This window comes from Prevotella sp. P6B1 (genome assembly GCF_000702825.1).
Taxonomy (GTDB): domain Bacteria; phylum Bacteroidota; class Bacteroidia; order Bacteroidales; family Bacteroidaceae; genus Prevotella.
The window spans coordinates 39,887-61,276 of record NZ_JNKF01000016.1 but is presented as its reverse complement, the minus strand read 5'-3'; the positions used below and the strand labels follow the sequence as shown (position 1 = coordinate 61,276).

Annotated in this window: 18 protein-coding genes and 1 pseudogene; 15 read left to right on the top strand and 4 right to left on the bottom strand. The window is 53.2% G+C overall.

The annotated features are described in order from the left end of the window. Positions 1–2: 2 nt before the first annotated feature. Complete coding sequence (locus T495_RS15405) at positions 3–1,988, bottom strand: PAS domain-containing sensor histidine kinase (RefSeq protein WP_051522936.1); 1,986 nt, start codon at positions 1,986–1,988, stop codon at positions 3–5. 1 nt (position 1,989) lies between these two features. Further along, complete coding sequence (locus T495_RS0113440) at positions 1,990–4,017, bottom strand: PAS domain-containing sensor histidine kinase (protein ID WP_028902553.1); 2,028 nt, start codon at positions 4,015–4,017, stop codon at positions 1,990–1,992. 152 nt (positions 4,018–4,169) lie between these two features. On the opposite strand from T495_RS0113440, the gene frr reads away from it, so the two are divergent. Genes frr through T495_RS0113425 form a run of 3 tightly spaced genes read left to right on the top strand, consistent with a single transcriptional unit; the run spans position 4,170 to position 8,206 of the window. Further along, positions 4,170–4,730: a ribosome recycling factor gene (gene frr / locus T495_RS0113435; RefSeq protein ID WP_028902554.1), complete on the top strand. Its 561-nt coding sequence runs from the start codon at positions 4,170–4,172 to the stop codon at positions 4,728–4,730. A 27-nt stretch (positions 4,731–4,757) separates the two neighbouring features. Beyond that, a complete protein-coding gene (gene rsgA / locus T495_RS0113430) occupies positions 4,758–5,732 on the top strand; it encodes a ribosome small subunit-dependent GTPase A (protein ID WP_028902555.1) in 975 nt (324 codons plus the stop codon). Between the two features lie 23 nt (positions 5,733–5,755). After that, positions 5,756–8,206 carry a prolyl oligopeptidase family serine peptidase gene (locus T495_RS0113425; RefSeq protein WP_033149065.1) on the top strand — a complete coding sequence of 817 codons (2,451 nt, stop codon included), beginning with the start codon at positions 5,756–5,758 and terminating at the stop codon, positions 8,204–8,206. Positions 8,207–8,292: 86 nt separating this feature from the next. On the opposite strand, the gene mnmA is transcribed toward T495_RS0113425, so the two are convergent. Continuing rightward, entirely contained in the window at positions 8,293–9,372 is a 1,080-nt protein-coding gene (gene mnmA, locus T495_RS0113420) for a tRNA 2-thiouridine(34) synthase MnmA (RefSeq protein WP_033149064.1), read from the bottom strand. 160 nt (positions 9,373–9,532) lie between these two features. Here mnmA and T495_RS0113415 point away from each other — a divergent pair, with 160 nt between their 5' ends. From T495_RS0113415 to T495_RS0113365, 12 genes and pseudogenes are all read left to right on the top strand, one after another. After that, positions 9,533–10,498: an SPFH domain-containing protein gene (locus T495_RS0113415; RefSeq protein WP_033149123.1), complete on the top strand. Its 966-nt coding sequence runs from the start codon at positions 9,533–9,535 to the stop codon at positions 10,496–10,498. Positions 10,499–10,511: 13 nt separating this feature from the next. Beyond that, the gene (locus T495_RS0113410) at positions 10,512–10,706 is read left to right on the top strand and encodes a hypothetical protein (protein ID WP_033149063.1); all 195 of its coding nucleotides are present in this window, start codon (positions 10,512–10,514) and stop codon (positions 10,704–10,706) included. Further along, positions 10,687–11,157, top strand: coding sequence for a DUF1648 domain-containing protein (locus T495_RS0113405; protein ID WP_033149062.1), 471 nt, complete (start codon positions 10,687–10,689; stop codon positions 11,155–11,157). The genes T495_RS0113410 and T495_RS0113405 overlap by 20 nt, the downstream gene beginning before the upstream one ends. Before the next feature lie 317 nt (positions 11,158–11,474). Beyond that, positions 11,475–12,677: a S9 family peptidase gene (locus T495_RS0113395; RefSeq protein ID WP_028902562.1), complete on the top strand. Its 1,203-nt coding sequence runs from the start codon at positions 11,475–11,477 to the stop codon at positions 12,675–12,677. Between the two features lie 222 nt (positions 12,678–12,899). After that, positions 12,900–13,025: pseudogene (locus T495_RS16250) on the top strand (KilA-N domain-containing protein); the annotation flags it as partial. A gap of 902 nt (positions 13,026–13,927) precedes the next feature. Continuing rightward, on the top strand, positions 13,928–14,497 hold the full coding sequence (locus tag T495_RS0113390) for a hypothetical protein (protein WP_028902563.1): 570 nt from the start codon (positions 13,928–13,930) through the stop codon (positions 14,495–14,497). Positions 14,498–14,567: 70 nt separating this feature from the next. Beyond that, positions 14,568–14,669, top strand: a complete 102-nt coding sequence (locus T495_RS15975) for a smalltalk protein (protein ID WP_155950003.1) — start codon at positions 14,568–14,570, stop codon at positions 14,667–14,669. Positions 14,670–14,829: 160 nt separating this feature from the next. Next, positions 14,830–15,291: a hypothetical protein gene (locus T495_RS0113385; protein WP_033149061.1), complete on the top strand. Its 462-nt coding sequence runs from the start codon at positions 14,830–14,832 to the stop codon at positions 15,289–15,291. Positions 15,292–15,606: 315 nt separating this feature from the next. After that, positions 15,607–16,347, top strand: coding sequence for a Rha family transcriptional regulator (locus tag T495_RS15400; protein ID WP_231495116.1), 741 nt, complete (start codon positions 15,607–15,609; stop codon positions 16,345–16,347). A gap of 9 nt (positions 16,348–16,356) precedes the next feature. Further along, the gene (locus T495_RS0113375) at positions 16,357–16,554 is read left to right on the top strand and encodes a hypothetical protein (protein ID WP_028902566.1); all 198 of its coding nucleotides are present in this window, start codon (positions 16,357–16,359) and stop codon (positions 16,552–16,554) included. Continuing rightward, complete coding sequence (locus T495_RS0113370; protein WP_028902567.1) at positions 16,541–16,969, top strand: lysozyme; 429 nt, start codon at positions 16,541–16,543, stop codon at positions 16,967–16,969. The genes T495_RS0113375 and T495_RS0113370 overlap by 14 nt, the downstream gene beginning before the upstream one ends. Positions 16,970–16,978: 9 nt before the next feature. Beyond that, positions 16,979–19,354, top strand: coding sequence for a BT4734/BF3469 family protein (locus tag T495_RS0113365; protein ID WP_033149060.1), 2,376 nt, complete (start codon positions 16,979–16,981; stop codon positions 19,352–19,354). Between the two features lie 68 nt (positions 19,355–19,422). Here the strand turns inward: T495_RS0113365 and T495_RS0113360 are convergent, their stop codons facing one another. Further along, on the bottom strand, positions 19,423–21,300 hold the full coding sequence (locus T495_RS0113360; RefSeq protein ID WP_033149059.1) for an alpha-glucuronidase: 1,878 nt from the start codon (positions 21,298–21,300) through the stop codon (positions 19,423–19,425). Between the last annotated feature and the right edge of the window lie 90 nt (positions 21,301–21,390).

Here is a 21,390-nt window from a genome sequence, read left to right as displayed (position 1 = left end):
AATTACATGGTAGTTTCTTCTTGACATGGTATCCAGAACCAGAAGGTTGATCCTTGGCCTTTACCTTCGGAGTTGACGCCGATCTCTCCGCCGCAGTTGTCGGCGATGACCTTGCAGATGTTCAGTCCCAGACCAGTACCCTGGATAAAATCGTTCAGTTTCACAAAGCGGTCGAACACCATTGCCTGGTGCTCCTTGGCTATGCCGTCGCCTGTGTCCTGACAGTAGATGTACAGGCCCTCCTGCTTGTGGCGGGTCTGCTTCATATATCCTATCTTGATGTGTCCCTCGTGGGTGTACTTGATGGCATTGGTCACGAAGTTGGTGATGACCTGCTGCACGCGCCCGCTGTCGAGGGTGGTGATGAACGATGTGTATGGATTGTCTACGATAAATTCTATCTTCGGATTCTTCTCCACCTTGTCGGCCAGTGAGTCGGTCACGTTGTCGAACACCTTGGCAAAGTCGGTTTTTGCAGGACGGATGAGCAGATCGCCGCTGTCGACCGACGACAGGGCGAGGATATCGTTCAGCAGGCGGAGTAGCATGTCGCAGTTGTTGGAAATCACCTCGATGATATGGTCGCGCTCCTCGGGTGTGCTCATGGTGGCGAGCACGTCGGAGAATCCCACGATGGCGTTGAGCGGTGTGCGTATCTCGTGGCTCATGCTGGCGAGGAAGGAACTCTTGCGCATACCCGCCTGGTTGGCGCGTTCGGTCTCCTGTTTCAGCAGTTCCTGCTTTTGTATCAGTTTGGTCACGTCGCGTACCACGCCGTAGGTGCCCACCAGGTTGCCGTCCTGGTCGTAGTAGGGAATGCTGTCGATGAAGTTCCACTCCAGTTCGTCGCTATTGTGGAACAGGGAATGTGTCTGACAGAGTTTCGACTGTGGCACTTTCAATCTCTCGTATGGATCCTTTAGGGCCTCGGCGAAGCCTCCTGCCACGAAGTGCGCTATCAGTTCGTCGAATCCCATGGTTTTCTCGGGCACGCTCATCTCCTTGTGGAGTGTCACCTCGCGTTTGGCGAACGAGGTGCGGAAGAATCGCATGTCCACGCTCTCTAGCAGGTATTTCAGCTCGTTCTCATACTTCGCTATCTCGTTGTTGGTACGCTGTATCTGCTCCTCGTTCTTCTTCTGTTGCAGGTAGAGTTCGCGCTCCTGGCTTACATCTCTGATATAGAGTGTGTACATCTCCAGCTCCTTGTTTTCGTTGTAGATGGGGTGTACGCGCAGCTCTGTGTAGCAGTTCACGTTGCGCTCGTAGATCATACTCTTGGTGCACATGTAGATATCCTCGGGCGCTTTGTCGTAGAGGATATTCCGGAAGGTGGGCAGGTCGAACAGGGTGTAGTCGAAGTAGAAGGGGTCGTGTTCGCCCTGGAAGTGCAGTATCTCGCGCATCTTCTGGTTGGCGGTGAGCAGACAGCCTTTCTTGTCGTAGAATCCCTGTCCCACGATACTTTGTTCGAACAGCTTGCGATAGCGGTCGGTCAGCTCGTGCTCCTCTTGTTCCAGCAGCATCTTGTCGGTTTCATCGTAGAGGGTACAGTAGAAGTTGCGTGGTGTTTTGCCGTCGGCCTCGTCGAACTCCACGATGCCGATGTCACGGATATACATCCAGTTGTGTTCGTGCTTGTCGAGGCTCTTATCCCATCGGAACATGCATTCCGATGATTTGGCACCCTTCACCAGCTGGCTCATGAACTCCATGTACAGATGCCTGTCGTCGGGGTGGATAAAGTCTATGCTCAGGTCGTAGTTCATACCCTCTGGCGGCAGGAAGTTGCCGTAGAGGTTCATGGCATGTCGCTGCTGCATACTGAGTTTGATGACGTAGTTATTCTCGTTGAGTGTATGCTGCATGATGACGGCCATATCCTTGGCTCGCTCGGTATTCCTACGGATGCTGAAGAGCGTGATGCGGTTCAGGATCATGCCGGTGATCAGGACTATCAGGGTTAATATGACGATGAGTAGCTGCATACTATGACTTTTTTACGAAACTTACTAACTCGCAGGGGATGCTCACCAGGTAGGTGCTCCCTTTCTTGGGCTCCGACATCACATCGATGGCGCCTCCCATCTGCTCTATCATTTCCTTGACGATAGGCAGGTCGAGACCAGTGCCTATGCGTTTGCGTTTTTTCTCGCTCACAAAGCGGTCGAATATCTGTGCTGCCTCGTTGACATCCATGCCCGTACCCGTATCCTCTACGATGATGAGCAGTTCGCCGTGCAGGTATTCGTAGCGGGCTTTCACGTGTCCCTCGGTGGTGGTGAGTGCTGAGTAGGCGCACAGTTTCTCGACGGCGATGCCGAGATGATGCGGGTCAACCTTCACCAGCAGCGAGTTGTAGGTGCTTTCAATGTTCCGGTCTACGGGCTGCTTCAGTCTGTTCCAGCCTGCTTCGCACCAAGTGGAGAACTTGCTGGCAATGTCAAATACCTCGTTGTTGTATTCTATCATGTGTGCGTCGAGTCGCGATATGAACAGGATATCGTTGATGAGGTTCAGCAGTACGTCGGTGTTCTTCTTGATTTCTGCGGCAAACACCGGCTCGTCTTCCAGGCTGTGCTCAGCTTTGAACAGTCCGGCAAATCCGATGACGGCATGCAGGGGTACGCGCAGCTCGTAACTCATGTTCTGCAGGAAGGTGTTCTTCAGCTGTTCCTCCTCCTGAGCCTTGGCGGTCTCCTCTTGTAGTTTTTTCTCGGTGTAGGCCATCTCGGTGTCGTTGCGCAACAGTCCGAAGTAGTGGGTCACCCGTCCGTCCTGGTCGGTGATGGGCATCATTTTGAAGTTCAGATACATGTTGCGCCTCTGATAGTCGCGCAGGTTGGTGCAGAGGGTGACGGAGATGGTACCCAGTCGGCGCTTGTCCATGTGCTTGATCAGATCCTTGGCTTTTTGTTGGTCAGTCTCGTGTATGAGTGCCACAGCGTGCAGCTGTGCTATGCGTCGCCCGGCTTTGCTGAGGTTGCTCAGTATCTCCATTTCGTGAGTGTCGGGGTAGTAGTTCACCAGTCGCGACTCGCTGATGAGCAGCGAGTAGTTGATGTCTCTGATGTACTGCTGTATATCCCTGGTGCGCTGCTCGATGAGCCGGGCAGTCTCCTTCTGTCGGTGGGTTGATTCTACCATCTCTGTGATGTCGCGCCCGGCGGCGATGACGCCCAACAGGGTGTTCTGGCTGCGGATGGGGCCTAACATCACCTCGTAGTACATCTTGCTTCTGACGGTGATTTCCGGCACGCGCTCGTCCATCGATTTCACCTTGGCAATGTCGGTGATCGATGACAGTTGGGTATGCTCCAATGTGCGCACGTCCATCTCGCGGTACGAGGGGATGTCGGTCATCTTCATCTTGCGTTTCAACAGGGATTTGGGCTCTTTCACGCCGAAAGTCTTGCAGGCAGTCTCGTTGAGGTCGGCCAGATAGCCGTTGGCGTCGTAGTAGATCATGTCGACCAGCGACGAGTTGAACACGTTGTGGTATCTCAGCATGAGGTTCTTGTTCTCCTTGGCGCGCCGGCGTTCTTCGGTCACGTCGCGCTGTGTGCCCAGTATTTCCTCGGGCATGTCGTGCTTGTCGCGCCGCAGCACGGAGAGTGTTGTCTCATATTCGGTCACGGCGCCGTCGCTGTCGGGTGCACTCTTCACGGTCATGGCGTCGCTCAGTTCTTGGCGGCCCAGCATGGCTTTGATGGCATCCGTCATCAACTTGAAGTCCTCGCGGTCGAACTTCTGCGAGAACTCGTAGGGGGTAAGGACGGTCTCCGTGAGGTCTTTCTTCGAAATGACTTTGAATTTGTTTTTCTTGGCGTTGTAGGTCCAGGCTTGTGTTTTGTTGGCGTCCATGATGAGGAGCAGCTGCGAGTTCAGCCGTCGCATTTGCCTGATTGTTTTTCTTTCGCGATAGTAGATGATACGGTTATACACTATCATAGCGGTGACGGTCATCAGGAATGCCGCAGTCAGATAGATATAAGTATGTTCAAATTCTAAATACATTAAATTGTCTCTAAGTATGGTAGTAAACACCCGCAAAGATAGCGGTTTTTGTGTAAATAACAAAATTTTTAAACGAAAAAAACGCTTTTGTTTGGAAGTTTCGCGGAAAAACCTTACTTTTGTCATCAGAAAATGACTAAAAGTACATAAATATGGTTGACGTAAAAGAAATTTTAAGTAAGAGCGAAGAGCGCATGGAGATGGCGGCTATGTACCTTGAGGACGAGCTGAACCGTATTCGTGCCGGCCGTGCCAATGTGGCCATTCTCGACGGTGTTCGTGTAGAAGTTTATGGCAGCAAGGTGCCCCTGAATCAGGTGGCCAATGTGAGTGTGCCCGATCCTCGTACCATCGCTATCAAGCCTTGGGATCGCAAGGAGATACGTAACATTGAGAAGGCTATCATGGATAGCGATGTAGGTATCACCCCCGAGAACAACGGTGAGATTATCCGTTTGAACATTCCAGTTCCTACAGAGGAGCGCCGTCGCGACCTGACCAAGCAGTGCAACAAGATTGCTGAGAAGGCCAAGGTAGAGGTGCGTAACGTGCGTGGCGATGTCAAGGATAAGCTGAAGAAGGCCATCAAGGATGGTTTGTCGGAGGACTTGGAGAAGGATGCAGAGAACGAGCTCCAGAAGTTGCACGACAAGTTTATCAAGAAGATCGACGAGCTGATTACGGCTAAGAACAAGGAAATCATGACCGTTTAATTGATAACTGACAATTGGTATTGACAATTGAAAGGACTTGTTATAAAGAATACAGGCAGCTGGTACACCGTCTTAACCGACGATGGCCAGCTGATTGATTGTAAGATCAAGGGTAACTTCCGGTTGAAGGGTATCCGCAGCACTAATCCGGTGGCTGTGGGCGACCGTGTGCAGATAGTGCCCAACCAGGAGGGAACGGCTTTCATCACCGAGATTGAAGACCGTCGTAACTATATTATCCGTAAGAGCATCAACCTCTCGAAGCAGAGTCATATCCTGGCGGCGAATGTAGATCAGGCCATGCTGGTGGTAACAGTGGTCAACCCGCAGACCTCCACCACGTTCATCGACCGTTTCCTTGCTTCGGCCGAGGCTTACCGTGTGCCGGTGGTACTGGTGTTCAACAAGACCGACCTGCTCGATGAGGACATGCGCCGCTATCAGGAGGCGATGGTGAATCTGTATCAGACCATCGGTTACGAGTGCCGCCAGATATCGGCTGGCACAGGCGATGGGGTAGAGGAGTTGTTGCCCATGCTGAAGGATAGGATTACGTTGCTGAGCGGTAACAGCGGTGTTGGAAAATCAACGCTCATCAACCGCCTGGTGCCGGGGGCCAGTCAGCGTACGGCCGAGATCAGCGATGCCCACAACACGGGGCAGCACACCACCACCTTCTCGGAGATGATACCGCTGCCGCTCGATGGCGGTGGGGCGGCTGATGGGTGCGAACTGGCGGCTGTCAAGTCGTGGCTTATCGATACTCCGGGTATCAAGGGCTTCGGTACGTTCGACATGGAGCCCGAGGAGCTGACCAGCTATTTCAAGGAGATATTCCATTTCTCGCAGGACTGCCGGTTCTCCAACTGTACCCATACCCACGAGCCCGGTTGTGCGGTGCTCAAGGCGCTCGATGAGCATTACATTGCCGAGAGCCGTTACCAGTCGTACCTCTCTATGCTGAACGATAAGGACGAGAGTAAGTATCGCGAGGCGTATTGAACTTTGAACTTTAAACTTTAATTATGAAGAAAGTATTATTCGTACTGTTCGCGGCTAATTGTGCGCTGTCGTCGATGGCGCAGGTTAAGACCGCTGTCTCTGAATTTAATGTGGCTGGTCCCTACGCCATTGCCACGCCGTTTGCCATCGATACGGTTGATGTGCAGGGTAAGAAATTCGACCCCAACTCGCAGCTGGGTGCCATTGCGCTCACCTCGCAGCCTACGGGTAAGTTTGCGGGTGGCGTGCTGCCCTCGCTGCCCGACAGCAAGAGCGTGGGTGTGCTCTCGTTCTATGTGAACAATGCCGACTTTATCAAGGGTAAGGTCGAAGTGAAGGGCCCCAAGCATGCCAAGTTGTATATCGATGGCGTGGAGGCTGGTGGCGACCTGAAACTGGCGCCCGAGCACCATACCTTTACTGTGCAGTATCTGGCCGAGCCCAAGGATACCGACTCTATCCAGGTGGTGATTGATGCCAACAAGGCTGTGGCCTATACGCTGGAGAAGCAGCACCCCTACATGGTGCACGACCTGACCGACGGTAAGCGTGTGCGCGGCATCAACGTGTCGGCCGATGGTCAGCTGGTATGTGTGTCGTATCAGACTACCGACCGCGGCGGCAATAGCCGTTGGAACTACGAACTGCGCGATGCCAAGACGGGCAAGCTGATTTCGCAGCCCTCGCGCAATCCCCGCTGGATGCCCAAGAGCTGTGCGTGGCTGGAGGAGGAGAAGGAGGGCGACAAGCGTGTGCTGTATCGTGTGGAGCCCCGCACCGGTGTGCGTAGCCGTTATGCCTACGATGTGCCCGAGGGTAGCTACAGTGTAGCGCCCACCGAGGACTATCTGATTATCACCAAGGAGGCCGAGGGGCCGAAGGAGGATGAGGATGTGTTCGAAGTGCTCGAGATGGACGACCGTCAGCCTGGCTGGCGCAAGCGTAGCTATCTGGTGAAGTACGACGTGAAGACCGGCATCAGCCAGCGCATCACCTTCGGCAACAAGGGCGAATACCTCTCTGATATCTCGCAGGACGGCAGCAAGCTGCTGGTTATCAGCAACCGCTCGCGCCTGACCAAGCGCCCCACCACGGTTTCCGACGTGTATGTGATGGACGCCCGCACGCTGCAGGTGGACACCCTGCTGAGCGGTGCCGAGTTCCTGGGCAGCGGCTCGTTCTCGCCCGATGGCAAGCAGATACTGTTCACTGGCAATCCCGAGGCGTTCAACCGCATCGGCTGCGTGCTGCCCGCCAGCCTGACGCCCAGCATGACCGAGAACGAACTCTTCCTCTTCGATATCGCCTCGAAGCAGGTGACACCCCTCACCAAGGACTTCAACCCCAGTGTGGAGAGCGTCGACTGGTCGTGGGCCGACGGACAGGTCTACTTCTCGGCCGAGGATAAGGATTATGTCAATATCTTTACGCTGAATCCCAAAACCGGAAAGATTACCCAGCTGCCCATCCAGGGCGACTATGCCTACCGTTTCGATATGGCTTCGCAGGCACCCGTGCTCGCCTACCTGTCGTACAAGACCATGGAGCCCGCTTCGGCCTATGTAGCAACCGTTAACTCAAAGAAATCAACGTTCAATGGTCAGCGCACAATGTTCGATGGCAAAGAGGCTCTGGGCGATGCCGAGATAGGTACCTGTCAGGACTGGAACTTCATCAATTCAAGGGGCGATAAGGTGTACGGACGTCTGTATCTGCCGAAGGATTTCGATGCCAGCAAGAAGTACCCGATGATAGTGTACTACTATGGCGGCTGCTCGCCAGTGTCACGCTATTTCGAGTCGCCTTACGCACCTCAGTACTGGAACTCGTTGGGCTATGTGGCCTATATCCTGCAGCCCAGCGGCGCTACCGGATTCGGTCAGGAGTGGGCATCGCGCCACGTGAACACCGCTGGTCGCGGTCCTGCCGAGGATATCATCGAGGGTACGAAGAAGATTTGTGAGGCGCATCCCTTTATTAATAAGGAGAAGATTGGTTGCATGGGTGCCTCGTACGGCGGTTTCATGACCCAGTACCTGCAGACCCAGACCAATATCTTTGCCGCTGCCGTGAGCCATGCCGGTATTGCCAACCACACCAGTTACTGGGGTGAGGGCTACTGGGGCTACAACTACAGCGAGGTGTCGATGGCCAACAGCTATCCCTGGAGCCACCGCCAGTTGTATGTCGATCAGAGTCCGCTGTTCAATGCCGACAAGATCCACACGCCGCTGCTGCTGCTCCATGGCAATGCCGACACCAATGTGCCGCTGATTGAGAGTCTGCAGATGTTCACTGCGCTGAAGCTGCTGGGCCGCGAGGTGGCGCTGGTAGAGGTGACGGGTGAGAACCACCACATCCTGGACTACGCGAAGAAGGAGAAGTGGCTGGCCACGCAGATGGCCTGGTTCCAGAAGTGGCTGAAGGACGACCCCACCTGGTGGGATGCCCTGTATCCTAAGAAGCATCTGTAAGCATTTTGACGCACTGGTGCACTGATGCACTGTACAATACGAAAAAAATAATCCCCCGCTCCACCAGAGCGAGGGATTTATTGTTTTCAGATGGTGATTTCGCCGGAACCTAAGCAGCGGTGATGGTTCTTGTCGTAGACCACGCAGAACTGCCCTGGCGCCACGCCGTGGATCTTGTGCTGTGAGTGGACGATGAATTCGCCCGCAGCGGTCCATTCGAGTGTGGCAGGATGGTATTCGGGTGTGTGGCGGATCTTGAATGTCACCTCGGTGGGCTGCAGCTCGCGGGTGAGGAAGTGGAATCCGTGTACGGGGAAATCCTGCTTGTAGGCCGTCTCGGGGTCGTAGCCGTGCGATACATATAATATATTATTAGCCACGTCCTTCTTCACTACGAACCACGGACCACCGCCGAAGCCCATGCCTTTGCGCTGGCCGATGGTATGGAACCACAGTCCCTTGTGCTCGCCGATGCGGCGGCCTGTCTCCAGTTCAATCACGTCGCCCGGCTGCTCGCCTAAGTAGCGGCGTATGTAGTCGTTGTAGTTGATCTTGCCGAGGAAACAGATGCCCTGCGAGTCCTTGCGCTTGGCGTTCACCAAGTGCTCGCGCTCGGCGATGACGCGCACCTCGTCCTTCACGTAGTGACCGATGGGGAAGAGAGCTTTCTTCAGTTGCCAGTCGGCTATCTGAGCCAGGAAGTCGGTCTGGTCCTTCACCGGGTCGGGACTGGTGCAGAGCCATTTGTAGCCATTCTCGTCGGTCTCGGTCATGGCGTAGTGGCCGGTGGCAATGAGGTCGTAGTCGTGGCCGCGCTTCTCATCGAATGCGCCGAACTTGATCAGTCGGTTGCACATCACGTCGGGGTTGGGTGTCAGTCCGGCGCGCACCTTGTCCATGGTGTACTTCGTCACCTGATCCCAGTACTCCTTGTGGCAGTCGATCACCTCCAGCTTGCAGCCGTACTTGTGCGATACGGCGGTGGCCATCTCCAGGTCCTCCTCTGATGAGCAGTCCCACTCCTCCTGTTCCTCGGGCCCGATCTTGATGTAAAAACAGTCGGGATGCAGGCCCAGCTGGGCAAACTCGTGCACCACTACGCTACTGTCCACGCCGCCAGAAAGCAGCACGGCAATGCGCTTGTTCTCTATTTCCTTGATATTCATGGGTGCAAAGATAATCATTTTTTTTTTCACTACAATGTTAAATCTTGCTAATTATTTCAACGAATCCATTGTTGGTTCGGTTAAAGTTCATATCTTTGCGATATCAAAATGATATCAATTTGCATTGAACATTGATTATAAAACATTAAACATTAAGATTATGGAGACAAAAGAGTTTGAGTTCAGAGGATCGGTCATGAATGGATTCCTGATGTTATTTGTAAACTTTGCTGTATTGGTTCTAACGGTTGTAGGTATCGTTGAGAGCATCATTATGCTCGACGCTACCGGTGGCAATGAGGGCGGATGGCTGCTGGGCCTCTGCGGTGTGATGATCATCGTGAATATCATCATGTGGTGCGGCCACATGCAGTTGGAGCCCAACGAGGCGCGCGTTGCCACCTGGTTCGGTAAGTATGCCGGTACCTTCGCACAGACTGGTTTCTTCTGGATCAACCCCTTTTATGGTACCAAGAAGGTTAGTCTGCGTGCGCGTAACCTGGACGCTGAGCCCATCAAGGTGAACGATAAGACTGGTAATCCAGTGATGATTGGTCTGGTGCTGGTTTGGAAACTGAAGGATACCTACAAGGCACTGTTTGAGGTGGACACCCAGACCATGGCTTCGAACCCCAACGCCGTTGGTAGCGACACCAAGGGACTGATGAACGCCCTGGAGAACTTTGTGCGCGTGCAGAGCGATGCAGCCCTGCGACAGGTGGCTGGTCAGTATGCTTACGACGATGAGGACAGCAAGAGCGGCGAGCCCACCCTGCGCTCGAGTGCCGACGAGATAAACGAGCAGCTGGAACAGAAGCTGGACGAGCGTCTGGCACTGGCTGGCATCGAGGTGGTTGAGGCGCGTATCAACTATCTGGCCTATGCGCCCGAGATTGCAGCTGTCATGCTGCGTCGCCAGCAGGCCAGTGCCATCATCACCGCCCGCGAGAAGATAGTAGAGGGTGCAGTGTCAATGGTAAAAATGGCGCTCGATAAACTCTCAAGCGAGGAGATTGTAGAGCTCGACGACGACAAGAAGGCTGCCATGGTGAGCAATCTGCTGGTGGTGCTCTGTGGCGACGATAATGCTCAGCCCGTTGTAAATACCGGCACTTTAAATCATTGATCATTGAACATTTATGGCTGATAAGAAATCCACTAAGAGTTTTATCCTGCGTGTTGATGCCGAAACGATGGACGCGATAGAGGCCTGGGCTGCGGACGAGTTCCGCAGCACCAATGGCCAGCTGCAGTGGATCATCACAGAGGCCCTGCGCAAAGCCAAGCGTCTACCAAAGAAAAAGAAAGAAAACAATGAAACCAGAGAAGATTAAAGTAAATCGTACACTCGAGGGGACCATCTTTGAGCTGGTGTTCCTGGTACTGCTGATAGCTGTGTGGGTGTTTGTCATCATTGCCTTGCAGAAAGCGCCCGATGTGGTGCCGACCCACTTCGACGACCTGGGCCGTGCCGCCAGCTACGACTCGAAGTACAGCATTCTGTTTGCCGCTATCTTCACGTCGGTTGCTGGTGTCATCCTGTTGGGTTCCGCCTACTTTCCCCACACCATCAACATCCCCGTCAAGATTCAGACACCGCGCCAATACGCACTGGCCATCCGTATGATACGTGTGCTCAGTCTGGTCATGCTGGCCCTCACTGCCGTCATTGCCTACACCTCGCTGGTGGCTGTCAGTCCCTCGGCTGTGCCCATCCTCGCCGTGGTGGGGCTGATGTTCGCCGTAATCATCGTGTTCTGTGTACTTATTTTTAAAGCGAGGTAATTTATGAGAAAATATTTACCTTATTCAAAGAGCAAGATGATACTTAGAAAGTTTGTTGCATATCTGTATTACGTAGGCTGTGTAATATTAGGCATAGGCATTGTTGGCAAGATGCTAATACACTTTCCATTTTTAGATTTCTTGCACAAAAATGTGTTTATCTATATGTCGGCCATTGGCATATTTATGATGGTACCATCGTGGGTATATAAGTTATACCATTTCAATATGTTTAAAAATGAAAACAAGAAAAGACTGCTTACCTTCGCTTTGGTTACTGTTGGCATTTTGATAATGATTTATATTGTGAGAGGCGTATGAAGAAGTTGTTATTCACTATTGCTTTAGCTTGCATGAGCCTAACCGTCCAAGCTCAAAACATCAATGGCACTTGGAGTGGCGAGCTGAATGCTGGTTTTCAGAAGATTAAGGTAGTGCTGAATTTGAGCGACGATGGCAAATGCACACTCGATAGTCCAGACCAAGGTGCTTATGGCATAGCAGCCACAACCCACTTTGTTTCTGCTGATTCTGTCAACGTAAGCATTGCTTCGCTTAATGCATCTTATGCTGCCAAATTGCAGAATGGTGAGTTGAAAGGAACCTTCACTCAGAGGGGCTTTATGCTGCCATTGAGCCTTAAGCCAAGCGAGAAAGTCGAATTGAAGCGCCCACAAACCCCACAACCACCATATCCCTACGAGACAGAGGAAGTGACGTTCCAGAACGCCAAGGCTGGTGCCACACTCGCTGGTACGCTAACCATACCCGCTGGTGGTTCAAAGTATGTGCTGCTGATGGTGACAGGCAGCGGCCCTGAGAATCGCGATGAAGAGATATTTGCCCACAAACCCTTTGCAGTGATAGCCGACCGCTTGGCGCGCGCTGGCATTGCCACGCTGCGCTACGATGATCGTGGTGTAGGCCAGTCGGTAGGTGGCGATATGAAGAACGCTACATCGGCCGATCTGGCTGAGGATGCCGCTGCAGGTATCGCGTGGCTGCGTGCTCAGAAGCGATTCAAGAAAGTGGGACTGCTGGGCCACAGCGAGGGCGGACTGATAGCTTTTATGTTGGCTGCGCAGAAGAAGTTGGACTTCATCGTGTCGCTGGCAGGTCCTGCCGTCAAGGGCGATAGCATCATGCTGTATCAGACCCAGAACAGCGGCAGTCCCTTAGCCAAGGGCATCACCATGGAGCAGCTGCGCAGCATGGTGAAGACAAACGCGTGGCTGACTTACTTTATGGACTACGACCCCACAGAGAATATCACCAACACCAAGTGCCCTGTGCTGGCGATGAATGGCACAAAGGACTGTCAGGTGCCTGCCGAAATGAACCTGCCCGTGCTGCGCCGCCTGTTGCCCAGGAACAAGCGTACGCAGATTGTGGCGCTCGAAGGGCATAACCACCTGTTCCAGCGCTGCACCACCGGTCGCCCCGACGAGTACTACCAGATAGAGGAGACCATCTCCGAGGAGGCCCTCGCCACCATCATAGTCTGGCTCCAGAAACTATAATCCCACCACGCTTCTCGTCGCAAGACCAGCGGACCAGGGTGGGACGTTTCTTTTTAAAAATGCCGCTGGATTAAACCGCTTCATCTTGTCTGTGAAGCAGTGTTGACCGACAGTGCGGATGTCAAGCAGTATCAAATAAACAGATTAAAAAACCTCAAAAACACCGAATGAAATACCTCAAAAAACAAGATTTCCTTGCGTATGCTTTGATAGAGTGCAAACTGGCTGCGCAACCGCAATACCATTGAGTTCCTTGGAATATGGGAGCGGTTGATGAATCCGAATTTTAATTGTGCCGAATTCGACATAATTAAATCTCAGGCAGGGTTGAACCGTTTCCGTTTCAGTGCTCTTTCTCTATAGGCTGTCAATGATATACGGATAAACACAGGAATTTACTGGTGAGCGTTTTTTTCTTGTCACGATATATAAAAAGGTGACCCGCCAGCAGATCTACGGGATGCCGACGGGTTCTGTTATCGTTTAATTTCGGACGACTTATCCGAGAATCTTCTTCATTTCGGGTGCAAATATAATGCTTTTTTCTGAATATGCAAGATTTCGATAAGTTTTTTAGGGAAATTTGTTTTGTTACACGTTATTTGTTGCCGTGGAGTTACACGTCTTTTTGTGGCGTGTGATTACACGTCTTTTGTTGCTGTGCGATTACACGTTATTTTGTGCAAAGTTACATAATTCCAATGAAAAAAAAGCAGAAATAATAAATTAAAGAATTAGCCCTCTAATATACAGATAGTTACATTAAAACAGTATCTTTTTGAAGTCTTGTTTTATAAAATCTTGCCCAATTCAAATTTTGTTGCTTTAATCCATCCTTCACATTCTGGCTAACTGCGCAAGCGGGAAAAGCTTGCGAGTGTGCACCAGTGCGGCAGTGCACCGTTGAGTGTGTTGGATGATGATGGTGAATCATAATATGCTATTTTAATTTTATATATATTATAATATATATAAAAAATATATATAGGTTAGGCAGCAGTGTGATTGTTCATGTTGCACTGGTGCACTGGTGCACTTCGTACTGACGGGGCGGTGTGCCCCGACGGGGATTACGGCTACGGGCTCCATGTATTACGGACACCACGGTGGTGTATTACGGCAACGAAAAAAAGGCCATAATAATTGCAAAAACACTTGTGCGCCTCGGCGATTTTTCGTATCTTTGCATTGTCAATAACACACACAGTTAATCAAGTTTATCAATACTACGAGAACAGAGTAAAGAAAGTATGGCAAAGATTTTGTACGAAGTAAAGCAGAACAAGGCCGAGACCTCGGCTGCTTTCGGTAAGTGGTTCGGCTATGTGAAGAGCCTGGAGACCCTGAACACCCGTAAGCTGGCTAAGCACATCAGCGAGCATGGCAGTGTGTACACTCAGGATGTGGTGTTTGGCGTGCTGGAGAAGTTCCGCTCATGTCTCATCGAGATGCTACTCGACTCGAAAAAGGTGAAGATCGATGGTCTGGGCACCTTCTACTGCACCATCGAGAATCAGAAGGGTGGCGCAGTGAGCAAGGACAAGTTCAACGTATCTACCCACCTGAAGGCGCTGCACATCCGCTTCATGCCCGAGCAGGAGCAGGAGATGAACATCTCAAGTCGCGAATTCCTGAAGCAGGCCGAGTTTATCAACGTGGAGACGCTGACCAAGAGCGACGACGAGCCTACCCAGAGCGGCGGCAATTCGGGCGGCAACACTGGTGGTGACAGTGGCAGCACCGGCGGCAATTCGGGCGGTAGTACCGGCGGTAACGGCGGAGGCAGTGAGCCCAACCCCGACGGCAGCACCGAAGATTAGCGCTTGGGGCAAAAGCCCCAACTACTTTGAACTTTGAACTTTGAACATTGAACTTTAAATCACTAAAACTATGAACAAGAAAGAAAGCATTAAGTTTATCGTGCAGCTGATTGCATCAATCGCAACTGCCATCCTGACTGCACTGGGAGCCACCTCCTGCATGGGGTTTTAAGGCGGTTAGTAGCAAAATTGGTGTAAAAATATGTGAAATATGCACCAGAGGATTTAAAAGTTGTTAAGAAATGAGGGGGTGTCCTGACTTATGGGACAGCCCCTCTTTTATTTTGCAGGCGTAGCAATACAAATTCACTCACTATTAAGTAAAAATTAAAATGGAAAAGAACAAGAAGAACTTCGGAGAAATGGAGATCGCTCCCGACATGGTGAACCTGATTCACCGAGTATTTAATCTTTGGGCTCGCAAGCGCGAGGAGGAATGCCTGGCGATATTGCGGCAATTGCTGGAAGAGCAGCAACACTATTCGCCATTGCAGCAACTGATGCAGGCAGCAACTGATGCATCGCCGCTGTTCTGGGCGTCGACGTCGTGGGCGGTAGTCTATGCGGTAGCGCGCGACATGGCAGACTATCAGGGTAGCGTAAGCGATTTTGAACGCATGATAGCCCCTATGGCCAAGCCACCCGTGTTCAACTATCCTTGTCCGCAAGGCACCATCCACCGTGCTTTCAACCATCATCCCTACATGCATAAGCCTATCCACCGCTGGGAGGAAAACGGTGCCTCGCGCCGTGAACTGGCACTACTGCATTATCTTTGCGCGCGCATGGATTAACCTTAAGCCGCCAAAACACTCTAAAGCCTCCATCCGGGGGCTTTTTTGTTTAGTATTCTGGAGTCTGACTGAAATGTTTGATGTTAATTATGGGAGAAAATGAACGATTCTGGGAGAAGATTTGGGAGAACGTTCTTTCAAAGATTGGCGGGTGGGGAAAAGGTGCGTACTTTTGCAGCGTCGATCGTTGATTGGCACGCGCTCTTTGACATGATGAAAACCGACCACACACCGCACGGGAAGGCCCGGGCGACCACCAACCAGTGAGACTACACAAGAAAAAACAGTATTAATCATTTAAACATTATTATTTATATGGAACAAACATCAATCATGATCAGTATGATCAACAATAACGGCCGCCGTTGCCAGGGCAACGAGCAGTGCCACAATCCCCAACACATGATGACTTCGCTGGAAATAGCTGAAGTAACCGGTAAGTTGCACACGCACGTGATGCGTAGCATCCGAAACATGGAGCCCGCCTGGGTGAAAGTGAACGGAACCAAATTTGGATTGGTTGAGTATCGCGACAGGAAGGGCGAGCTTCGCCCTTGCTACCAGCTCACCAAGATAGAGACACTCTATATTGCCACCAAGTTCAACGACGAGGCACGTGCCCGACTGGTGCTGCGCTGGGAACAGCTGGAGCACGAACGACTGGATGCCGCCGCACAGAACTACCCCGCCGTACAGGACACGAACCTGCCCGCATTGCCGCCGAAGAAGATCATAGCAATGGCGGATGAGATTGTAGGCCACGGACTACGATTGCTCAACGAGGAGGCCGAGGACACGCTCACTGCCACGCAGGTGGCGAAGACCTTCAACATGACCACAATCGACTTCAACGCTGTGCTCGGCGACATGGGCATCCAGTACCGTGCCCACGGGCGATGGAATCTGGCCGAGAGCCTGGAGGGCCGCGGCTACACCGCCATGCGCACCCACGTGAGCTACAGTCTGAAGGGCCAGAAGAAGATTCGCCACTATATGACGTGGACCATTGCCGGCCTGCACTTCCTCAATGCCAAGCTGGGTTATCCAAACTTCTGATCCCGCCACATGAAAGCAGTTATCAACCGCATCTGCGCCTCATGCCGCCACAGGGAGATCCTGATCGATGGCACGCGCCAGTGCCGCCTCTCGCATCAGCAGGTGGAGCAGCGTTTTGTCTGCCCTCACTACGAGATGGCCGACACCTTTAATATTTTGAAACGAGTGAAATTCAGAAACGAGAAGAAAAACTATGGAATCGAGTGAAATTTTAATCAGTCAGTTGAAAACGTTTGAGGGCTTGCGGCTGCAGGCCTACCGCGACAGCGCGGGTGTACTCACCATCGGCTACGGTCATACGGGCCCCGATATCAGCGAGGGCGACCGCATCAGTGAATATTGGGCCACCGAGCTGCTCAGTAAGGACCTCGGCGCCGTTGAGGCTCAGGTGCGCCGCCTGCGTGTGGCGCGCACTCAGGGGCAGTTCGATGCGCTTGTATCGTTTGTCTTCAACCTGGGCATCGGTCGTTTGCAGAGCTCCACGCTGCTCAAGCTGATCCGCCAGGGCAGGAGCCGCGCGCAGATCCGTCGTGAGTTCAAGCGCTGGGTGTATGCCGGCGGCAGAAAGCTGGCGGGGCTGGAGCGCCGCCGCGAATGGGAAGCCAACAGATTTTTCGAGTAGTTTAACCGTATGTTTTGTTATCAGAGTAATTTTAGTAATCCTACATTGCCCGTTGACGAAGCGCAGTTCTATGCGCTCGTCAGGGCGCAGCAGTGGCACGACATCATCGATCGCTTCCGCCAGTCGGGCGACGCCTCGCTCAAGCGTAAGTTGCCGGCGTTTATCTTCCAGGCCACCTTCAGCCCAACCACCTCGAAGGCGGGCAGGGCAGGGGCATGGCGCAAGCAGGCTGCCACCCAACTCACGGGCCTGGTGGTGATGGACGTGGATCACGTCGACCACCCGCTCACCTTGTATCAGGGCTGGATTGATAAGGGTCTCGACCTGAAGGCATTAGGCATTGTGCTTATCTACATCACGCCCAGTGGTAAGGGCGTGAAGATTGTGTTTAAGGCCCGTACCGATTGGGGCAACCTTATCGACAACCAGCACCAGATGGCACAGCTACTGGGCGTGGAGGTGGATGAGAGTTGCAAGGACGCTTCGCGCATGAGCTTCATCTGCAAGGAGAGCGACATCCTCTACATCGACAAAGAACTGTTTACTTATGAGAACCAGGCATTTGCTGAGCGATATACGGCTCTATATCGCGACGGTCATAGCCAGGCTACGAGAGATCATTCAGCAACGGAAATCAGGACTGATTCTGCTACTGAAAAAGTCCTTAAGTCCTGTAGTCCGCTGCAAGAAGAATTCAACGGCATGCCTGTGAGCGAGATTATCGACAAGTGGATGCAAGGCGTAAACCTGGCAAACAACCGTCACAACACCTTGGTCGACCTGGCCAGTCATCTCCGCTATGTGATTGGTAAGAATCCCACCAAGATCACCGAGGTGGTGATGACGCTGCCATGGGTGCAGGACCTGGCGAAAGAAGGCGAAGATGTGGCTGGTACGGTGCGCTCGGTGATGGACTTCAAGTATCATGAGTACATGCCCAAGAAACTCCGCGAGGCAGTGGCTGCTACCTCGCAACTGGAGGACGACAACATGGCCCGGCAACTCTGGGCGTGGGGCGAGGAGATTGAGGCGCTGAGCGTATACTATCCAGCCCTGAAGGATGTGTGCAAGGGACTGAAGCGCAACCAGTATCCCGCCGCCCTGTTTGTGGCCGGTGGACTGATGATGACGCTGATGACCCGCTGTACCTACCGTTTCTACCACCGACCTGAAGAGCTGCGCCGATTGAACAATTCTACATTTATCATTGGCGACCCTGCCAGCGGAAAATCCTTCGCAACCCGCCTCTACAAGCTGCTGGCAGCACCCATCATCGCTGCCGACCAGACGGGTAAGGACGCCATCAACGCCTATCGTGAACAGATGCGCACCAAGGGTGCCAACAAGGAGAAACCCAAGAAACCCAAGGTTGTTGTGCGCATCCACCCCGCACGCACCTCGAACGCCCAGTTTATCCAAGACATGGTCAACTCGGTGGAGGAGGTCGACGGCCGTCCCATGCAGCTCCATATGCTCACTTTCGACACCGAGCTCGACAACACCGTCAGTGTGCAGCGCGGCGGCTCGTGGATCGACAAGATGTCGCTCGAACTCAAGGCTTTCCACAACGAGGAAGACGGTCAGGCGTACTCTAACAACGACTCCGTACTGCAGGATTTCTTCGTCACCTGGAACTTCATCTACACTGGCACACCCATCGCCCTGAAGAAGAAGGTGAATGAACAGAACTTCGGCTCCGGTCTTGCCACCCGACTCACCTGCATCCCCCTGCCAGCCACCAATTTCCAGATGCTGACACGCGAATCGACCATCGACTACGACAGTGACGAGCGACTGAAGGAGTGGGCGAAGAAACTGGACCGCACCAAGGGCGAACTCTCTGTGCAGCGGCTGGTGGACGAGCTATACGACTGGACGGCCCGCCGCATGGCCGACGCTGCCGACAACCAGTCGCGCGCCGACGAGATGCTACTGAAGCGCTGCGCTTACCACGGCTTGAATTTCGCCGCCCCATTCATCGTGATGCGTCACTGGGGCGAGCTCCATCAAGAAGGCGAATTCTGGTGCGGCACCTTCAATACCGACGACATCGACTGGCGGTTGGCCGAGCTTATTGTCAACATCCAGTACGCTTGTCAGCGCCACTATTTCGGACGCATGGCCGAGAGCTATTTCGATAACAAACAGCGCGATGCCAGTGTCAATATCCAGCGCCGTGGGCGTACCATCGAGTCCTTCAACCGCCTGCCCGACGAGTTTACCGCCGACGATGTGATGCGTTGCTTTGAGCTACAGAATGAGAATGCCGCCCGTAGTCGCATGAGCCGCCTGCAGAGCGACCACCTTATCGAGAAGGTGAGCGACGGGCGTAGTAACAGTCAGGGTCGCGCCGTGTATCGCAAAACCGGTACGGTGATGCTCTGAAAACAATGATCCCCCGCCGTGATGGCGAGGGATCGTTGTTTCTCGTTGTGCGTCAGTGCACCAGTGCGTCATTTCGCTTGTTTGGTAAATCCGCTGAAGTAGTTCATGCACACGCGTTGCCACTCCTTGGCGTTCTCCAGTTGGTGCTGCAGACGGAGGTCAACCTCCTGCCAGCGCTGCTGGTCGATGCAGCCCTTCTGCGCCTGCCATACACGGATAAAGTCCTCTACCTCGCTCACGCCGCGCGCATAGCGGTAGTCCATCTCCTCAATCACCGTGCGACCGCTCTTCAGGCGGAAGCTCCATGGCACGCGGTGGAACCACAGCAGGTAGCGCTCGGGGCAGGTGTTCACGTCGTCGTACAGCTGGCAGTAAGGCTCGCGATACTGTGCCGTGGCGTTCGAGCCCGTATGGGTGCGGTCGAAACCTATCGAGTCGGTATTGGCCTTGTGATAGTACACGGGGCACCACTCGATGGGCGCATTGGGCTGGAATTCCGACGGACCTGGGCCGTAGTGGTGATCGAATGTGAAGATATGGTGCAAACCGATGGGCATCATATAATCCACGCACGCCTCGCGCGAGCGCAGCATCACCGACTCGAGTGCCTGGTTGTCGGCAGCATCGAAGGTCAGTCCTAACCACTCGCGGGCTATCTGCTCGCTCGTCAGGTTGGGGTTCCAAGCCAGTCGGCCGAAGGCATACCAGTTGGCCTGCGAGAAGTGGTGACCGCACCAGTTACGATCCAAACCTATGTTAGCCACACCTGCGATACCCACCAGCTTCTCGGGAGCCACGAAGCCGAAGAACTCGCGCCACATGGGGGCGAGATACACCAGATGGCGGCTCTGACCCAGGTATTCCTGTGTGATCTGCAGCTCGGCCATCTGCTTGGTATGATGGATGTTGTCGAAGATGGGGGCGTAGGGCTCGCGGGGCTGGAAGTCGAGCGGACCGTTCTTCGACTGCAGGATGACGTTGTCGGCAAACTTGCCGTCGAGGTTCTTGAATTCGCTCACTGCCTGCTTCACACGGTCCTCGCCGCTATGGGCAGCGCCATACACGAACGAGCGCCACATGATGATACCACCAAAAGGCTTTACAGCGGCAGCCAGCATATTGGCACCGTCGGCATGGGTGCGCTTGTAGTCGAACGGACCGGGCTGTCCCTCCGAATTGGCCTTCACTAAGAAGCCGCCGAAGTCGGGAATCAGCTGGTATATCTCCTTGGCCTTGGCCTTCCACCACGCCTTCACCTGTGGGTTCAGCGGGTCGGCAGTCTTCAGTACCTTGCCCTTGTTCACGCCCTTCACGGCTACGTTCATGGGCGAGGCGAAGTTCACCGACAGATAGACCTTGATGCCGTAGGGGCGCAGAATGTCGGCTATCTCCTTTACCTTATTAATATAGGTGGTTGTGAGCATCTTGGGCGAGGCATTCACATTGTTGAGCACAGTGCCGTTGATGCCGATCGAGGCATTGGCACGGGCATATTCCTTCACCAGTTCGCGGTCGATGGGCTGCGCAGGATTCTTCCAGAAGATGCTCAGTCCGGCATAGCCGCGCTCGATGCTGCCATCCAGATTGTCCCAGTGGTTCAGAATGCGCAGACGGTAGAATGGTTTCTCGGTGACGCCTTCACGAACGGCAGCGCCGCCACCCTGCTGCTGCAGCACGGCATAGGCACCGTAGAGCAGTCCTGTGGTATTCTTCGCCGTGATGGTATGCCCGCTGATGCAATAGGCATCCTCGTCCATCTTCGGGTCGAGGCACAGTTCCATGTCGTGATTGGCATACCGGGTCAGCTCCTCGGCAGCCTGGCACTTCGGACCCTTCACCACGGCCTTGCCTACCACTTTGTTTCTCAGCCACAGCTGGTGGCCATCTTCAGCCTTTGCCATCCCGGCAACGACGATTGCTAATAAAAGTAATGCGAATTTTTTCATGTGATATTGATAATTTTCCGCAAAATTATGAAATAATTGCGGAATTCACATCATTCGTGCCCGAAATTTTGTAACTTTGCGCCAAATAAC

Coding starts and splice junctions, on each gene's coding strand:
- T495_RS0113360 (WP_033149059.1), bottom strand. CDS start 21,300: ATGAAAAAATTCGCATTACTTTTATTAGCAATCGTCGTTGCCGGGATG.
- T495_RS0113370 (WP_028902567.1), top strand. CDS start 16,541: ATGGAATCGAGTGAAATTTTAATCAGTCAGTTGAAAACGTTTGAGGGC.
- T495_RS0113425 (WP_033149065.1), top strand. CDS start 5,756: ATGAAGAAAGTATTATTCGTACTGTTCGCGGCTAATTGTGCGCTGTCG.
- frr (WP_028902554.1), top strand. CDS start 4,170: ATGGTTGACGTAAAAGAAATTTTAAGTAAGAGCGAAGAGCGCATGGAG.
- T495_RS15975 (WP_155950003.1), top strand. CDS start 14,568: ATGAACAAGAAAGAAAGCATTAAGTTTATCGTGCAGCTGATTGCATCA.
- T495_RS0113405 (WP_033149062.1), top strand. CDS start 10,687: ATGAAACCAGAGAAGATTAAAGTAAATCGTACACTCGAGGGGACCATC.
- T495_RS0113385 (WP_033149061.1), top strand. CDS start 14,830: ATGGAAAAGAACAAGAAGAACTTCGGAGAAATGGAGATCGCTCCCGAC.
- mnmA (WP_033149064.1), bottom strand. CDS start 9,372: ATGAATATCAAGGAAATAGAGAACAAGCGCATTGCCGTGCTGCTTTCT.
- T495_RS0113395 (WP_028902562.1), top strand. CDS start 11,475: ATGAAGAAGTTGTTATTCACTATTGCTTTAGCTTGCATGAGCCTAACC.
- T495_RS15405 (WP_051522936.1), bottom strand. CDS start 1,988: ATGCAGCTACTCATCGTCATATTAACCCTGATAGTCCTGATCACCGGC.
- T495_RS0113375 (WP_028902566.1), top strand. CDS start 16,357: ATGAAAGCAGTTATCAACCGCATCTGCGCCTCATGCCGCCACAGGGAG.
- T495_RS0113365 (WP_033149060.1), top strand. CDS start 16,979: ATGTTTTGTTATCAGAGTAATTTTAGTAATCCTACATTGCCCGTTGAC.
- T495_RS0113410 (WP_033149063.1), top strand. CDS start 10,512: ATGGCTGATAAGAAATCCACTAAGAGTTTTATCCTGCGTGTTGATGCC.
- T495_RS15400 (WP_231495116.1), top strand. CDS start 15,607: ATGGAACAAACATCAATCATGATCAGTATGATCAACAATAACGGCCGC.
- T495_RS0113440 (WP_028902553.1), bottom strand. CDS start 4,017: ATGTATTTAGAATTTGAACATACTTATATCTATCTGACTGCGGCATTC.
- T495_RS0113415 (WP_033149123.1), top strand. CDS start 9,533: ATGGAGACAAAAGAGTTTGAGTTCAGAGGATCGGTCATGAATGGATTC.
- T495_RS0113390 (WP_028902563.1), top strand. CDS start 13,928: ATGGCAAAGATTTTGTACGAAGTAAAGCAGAACAAGGCCGAGACCTCG.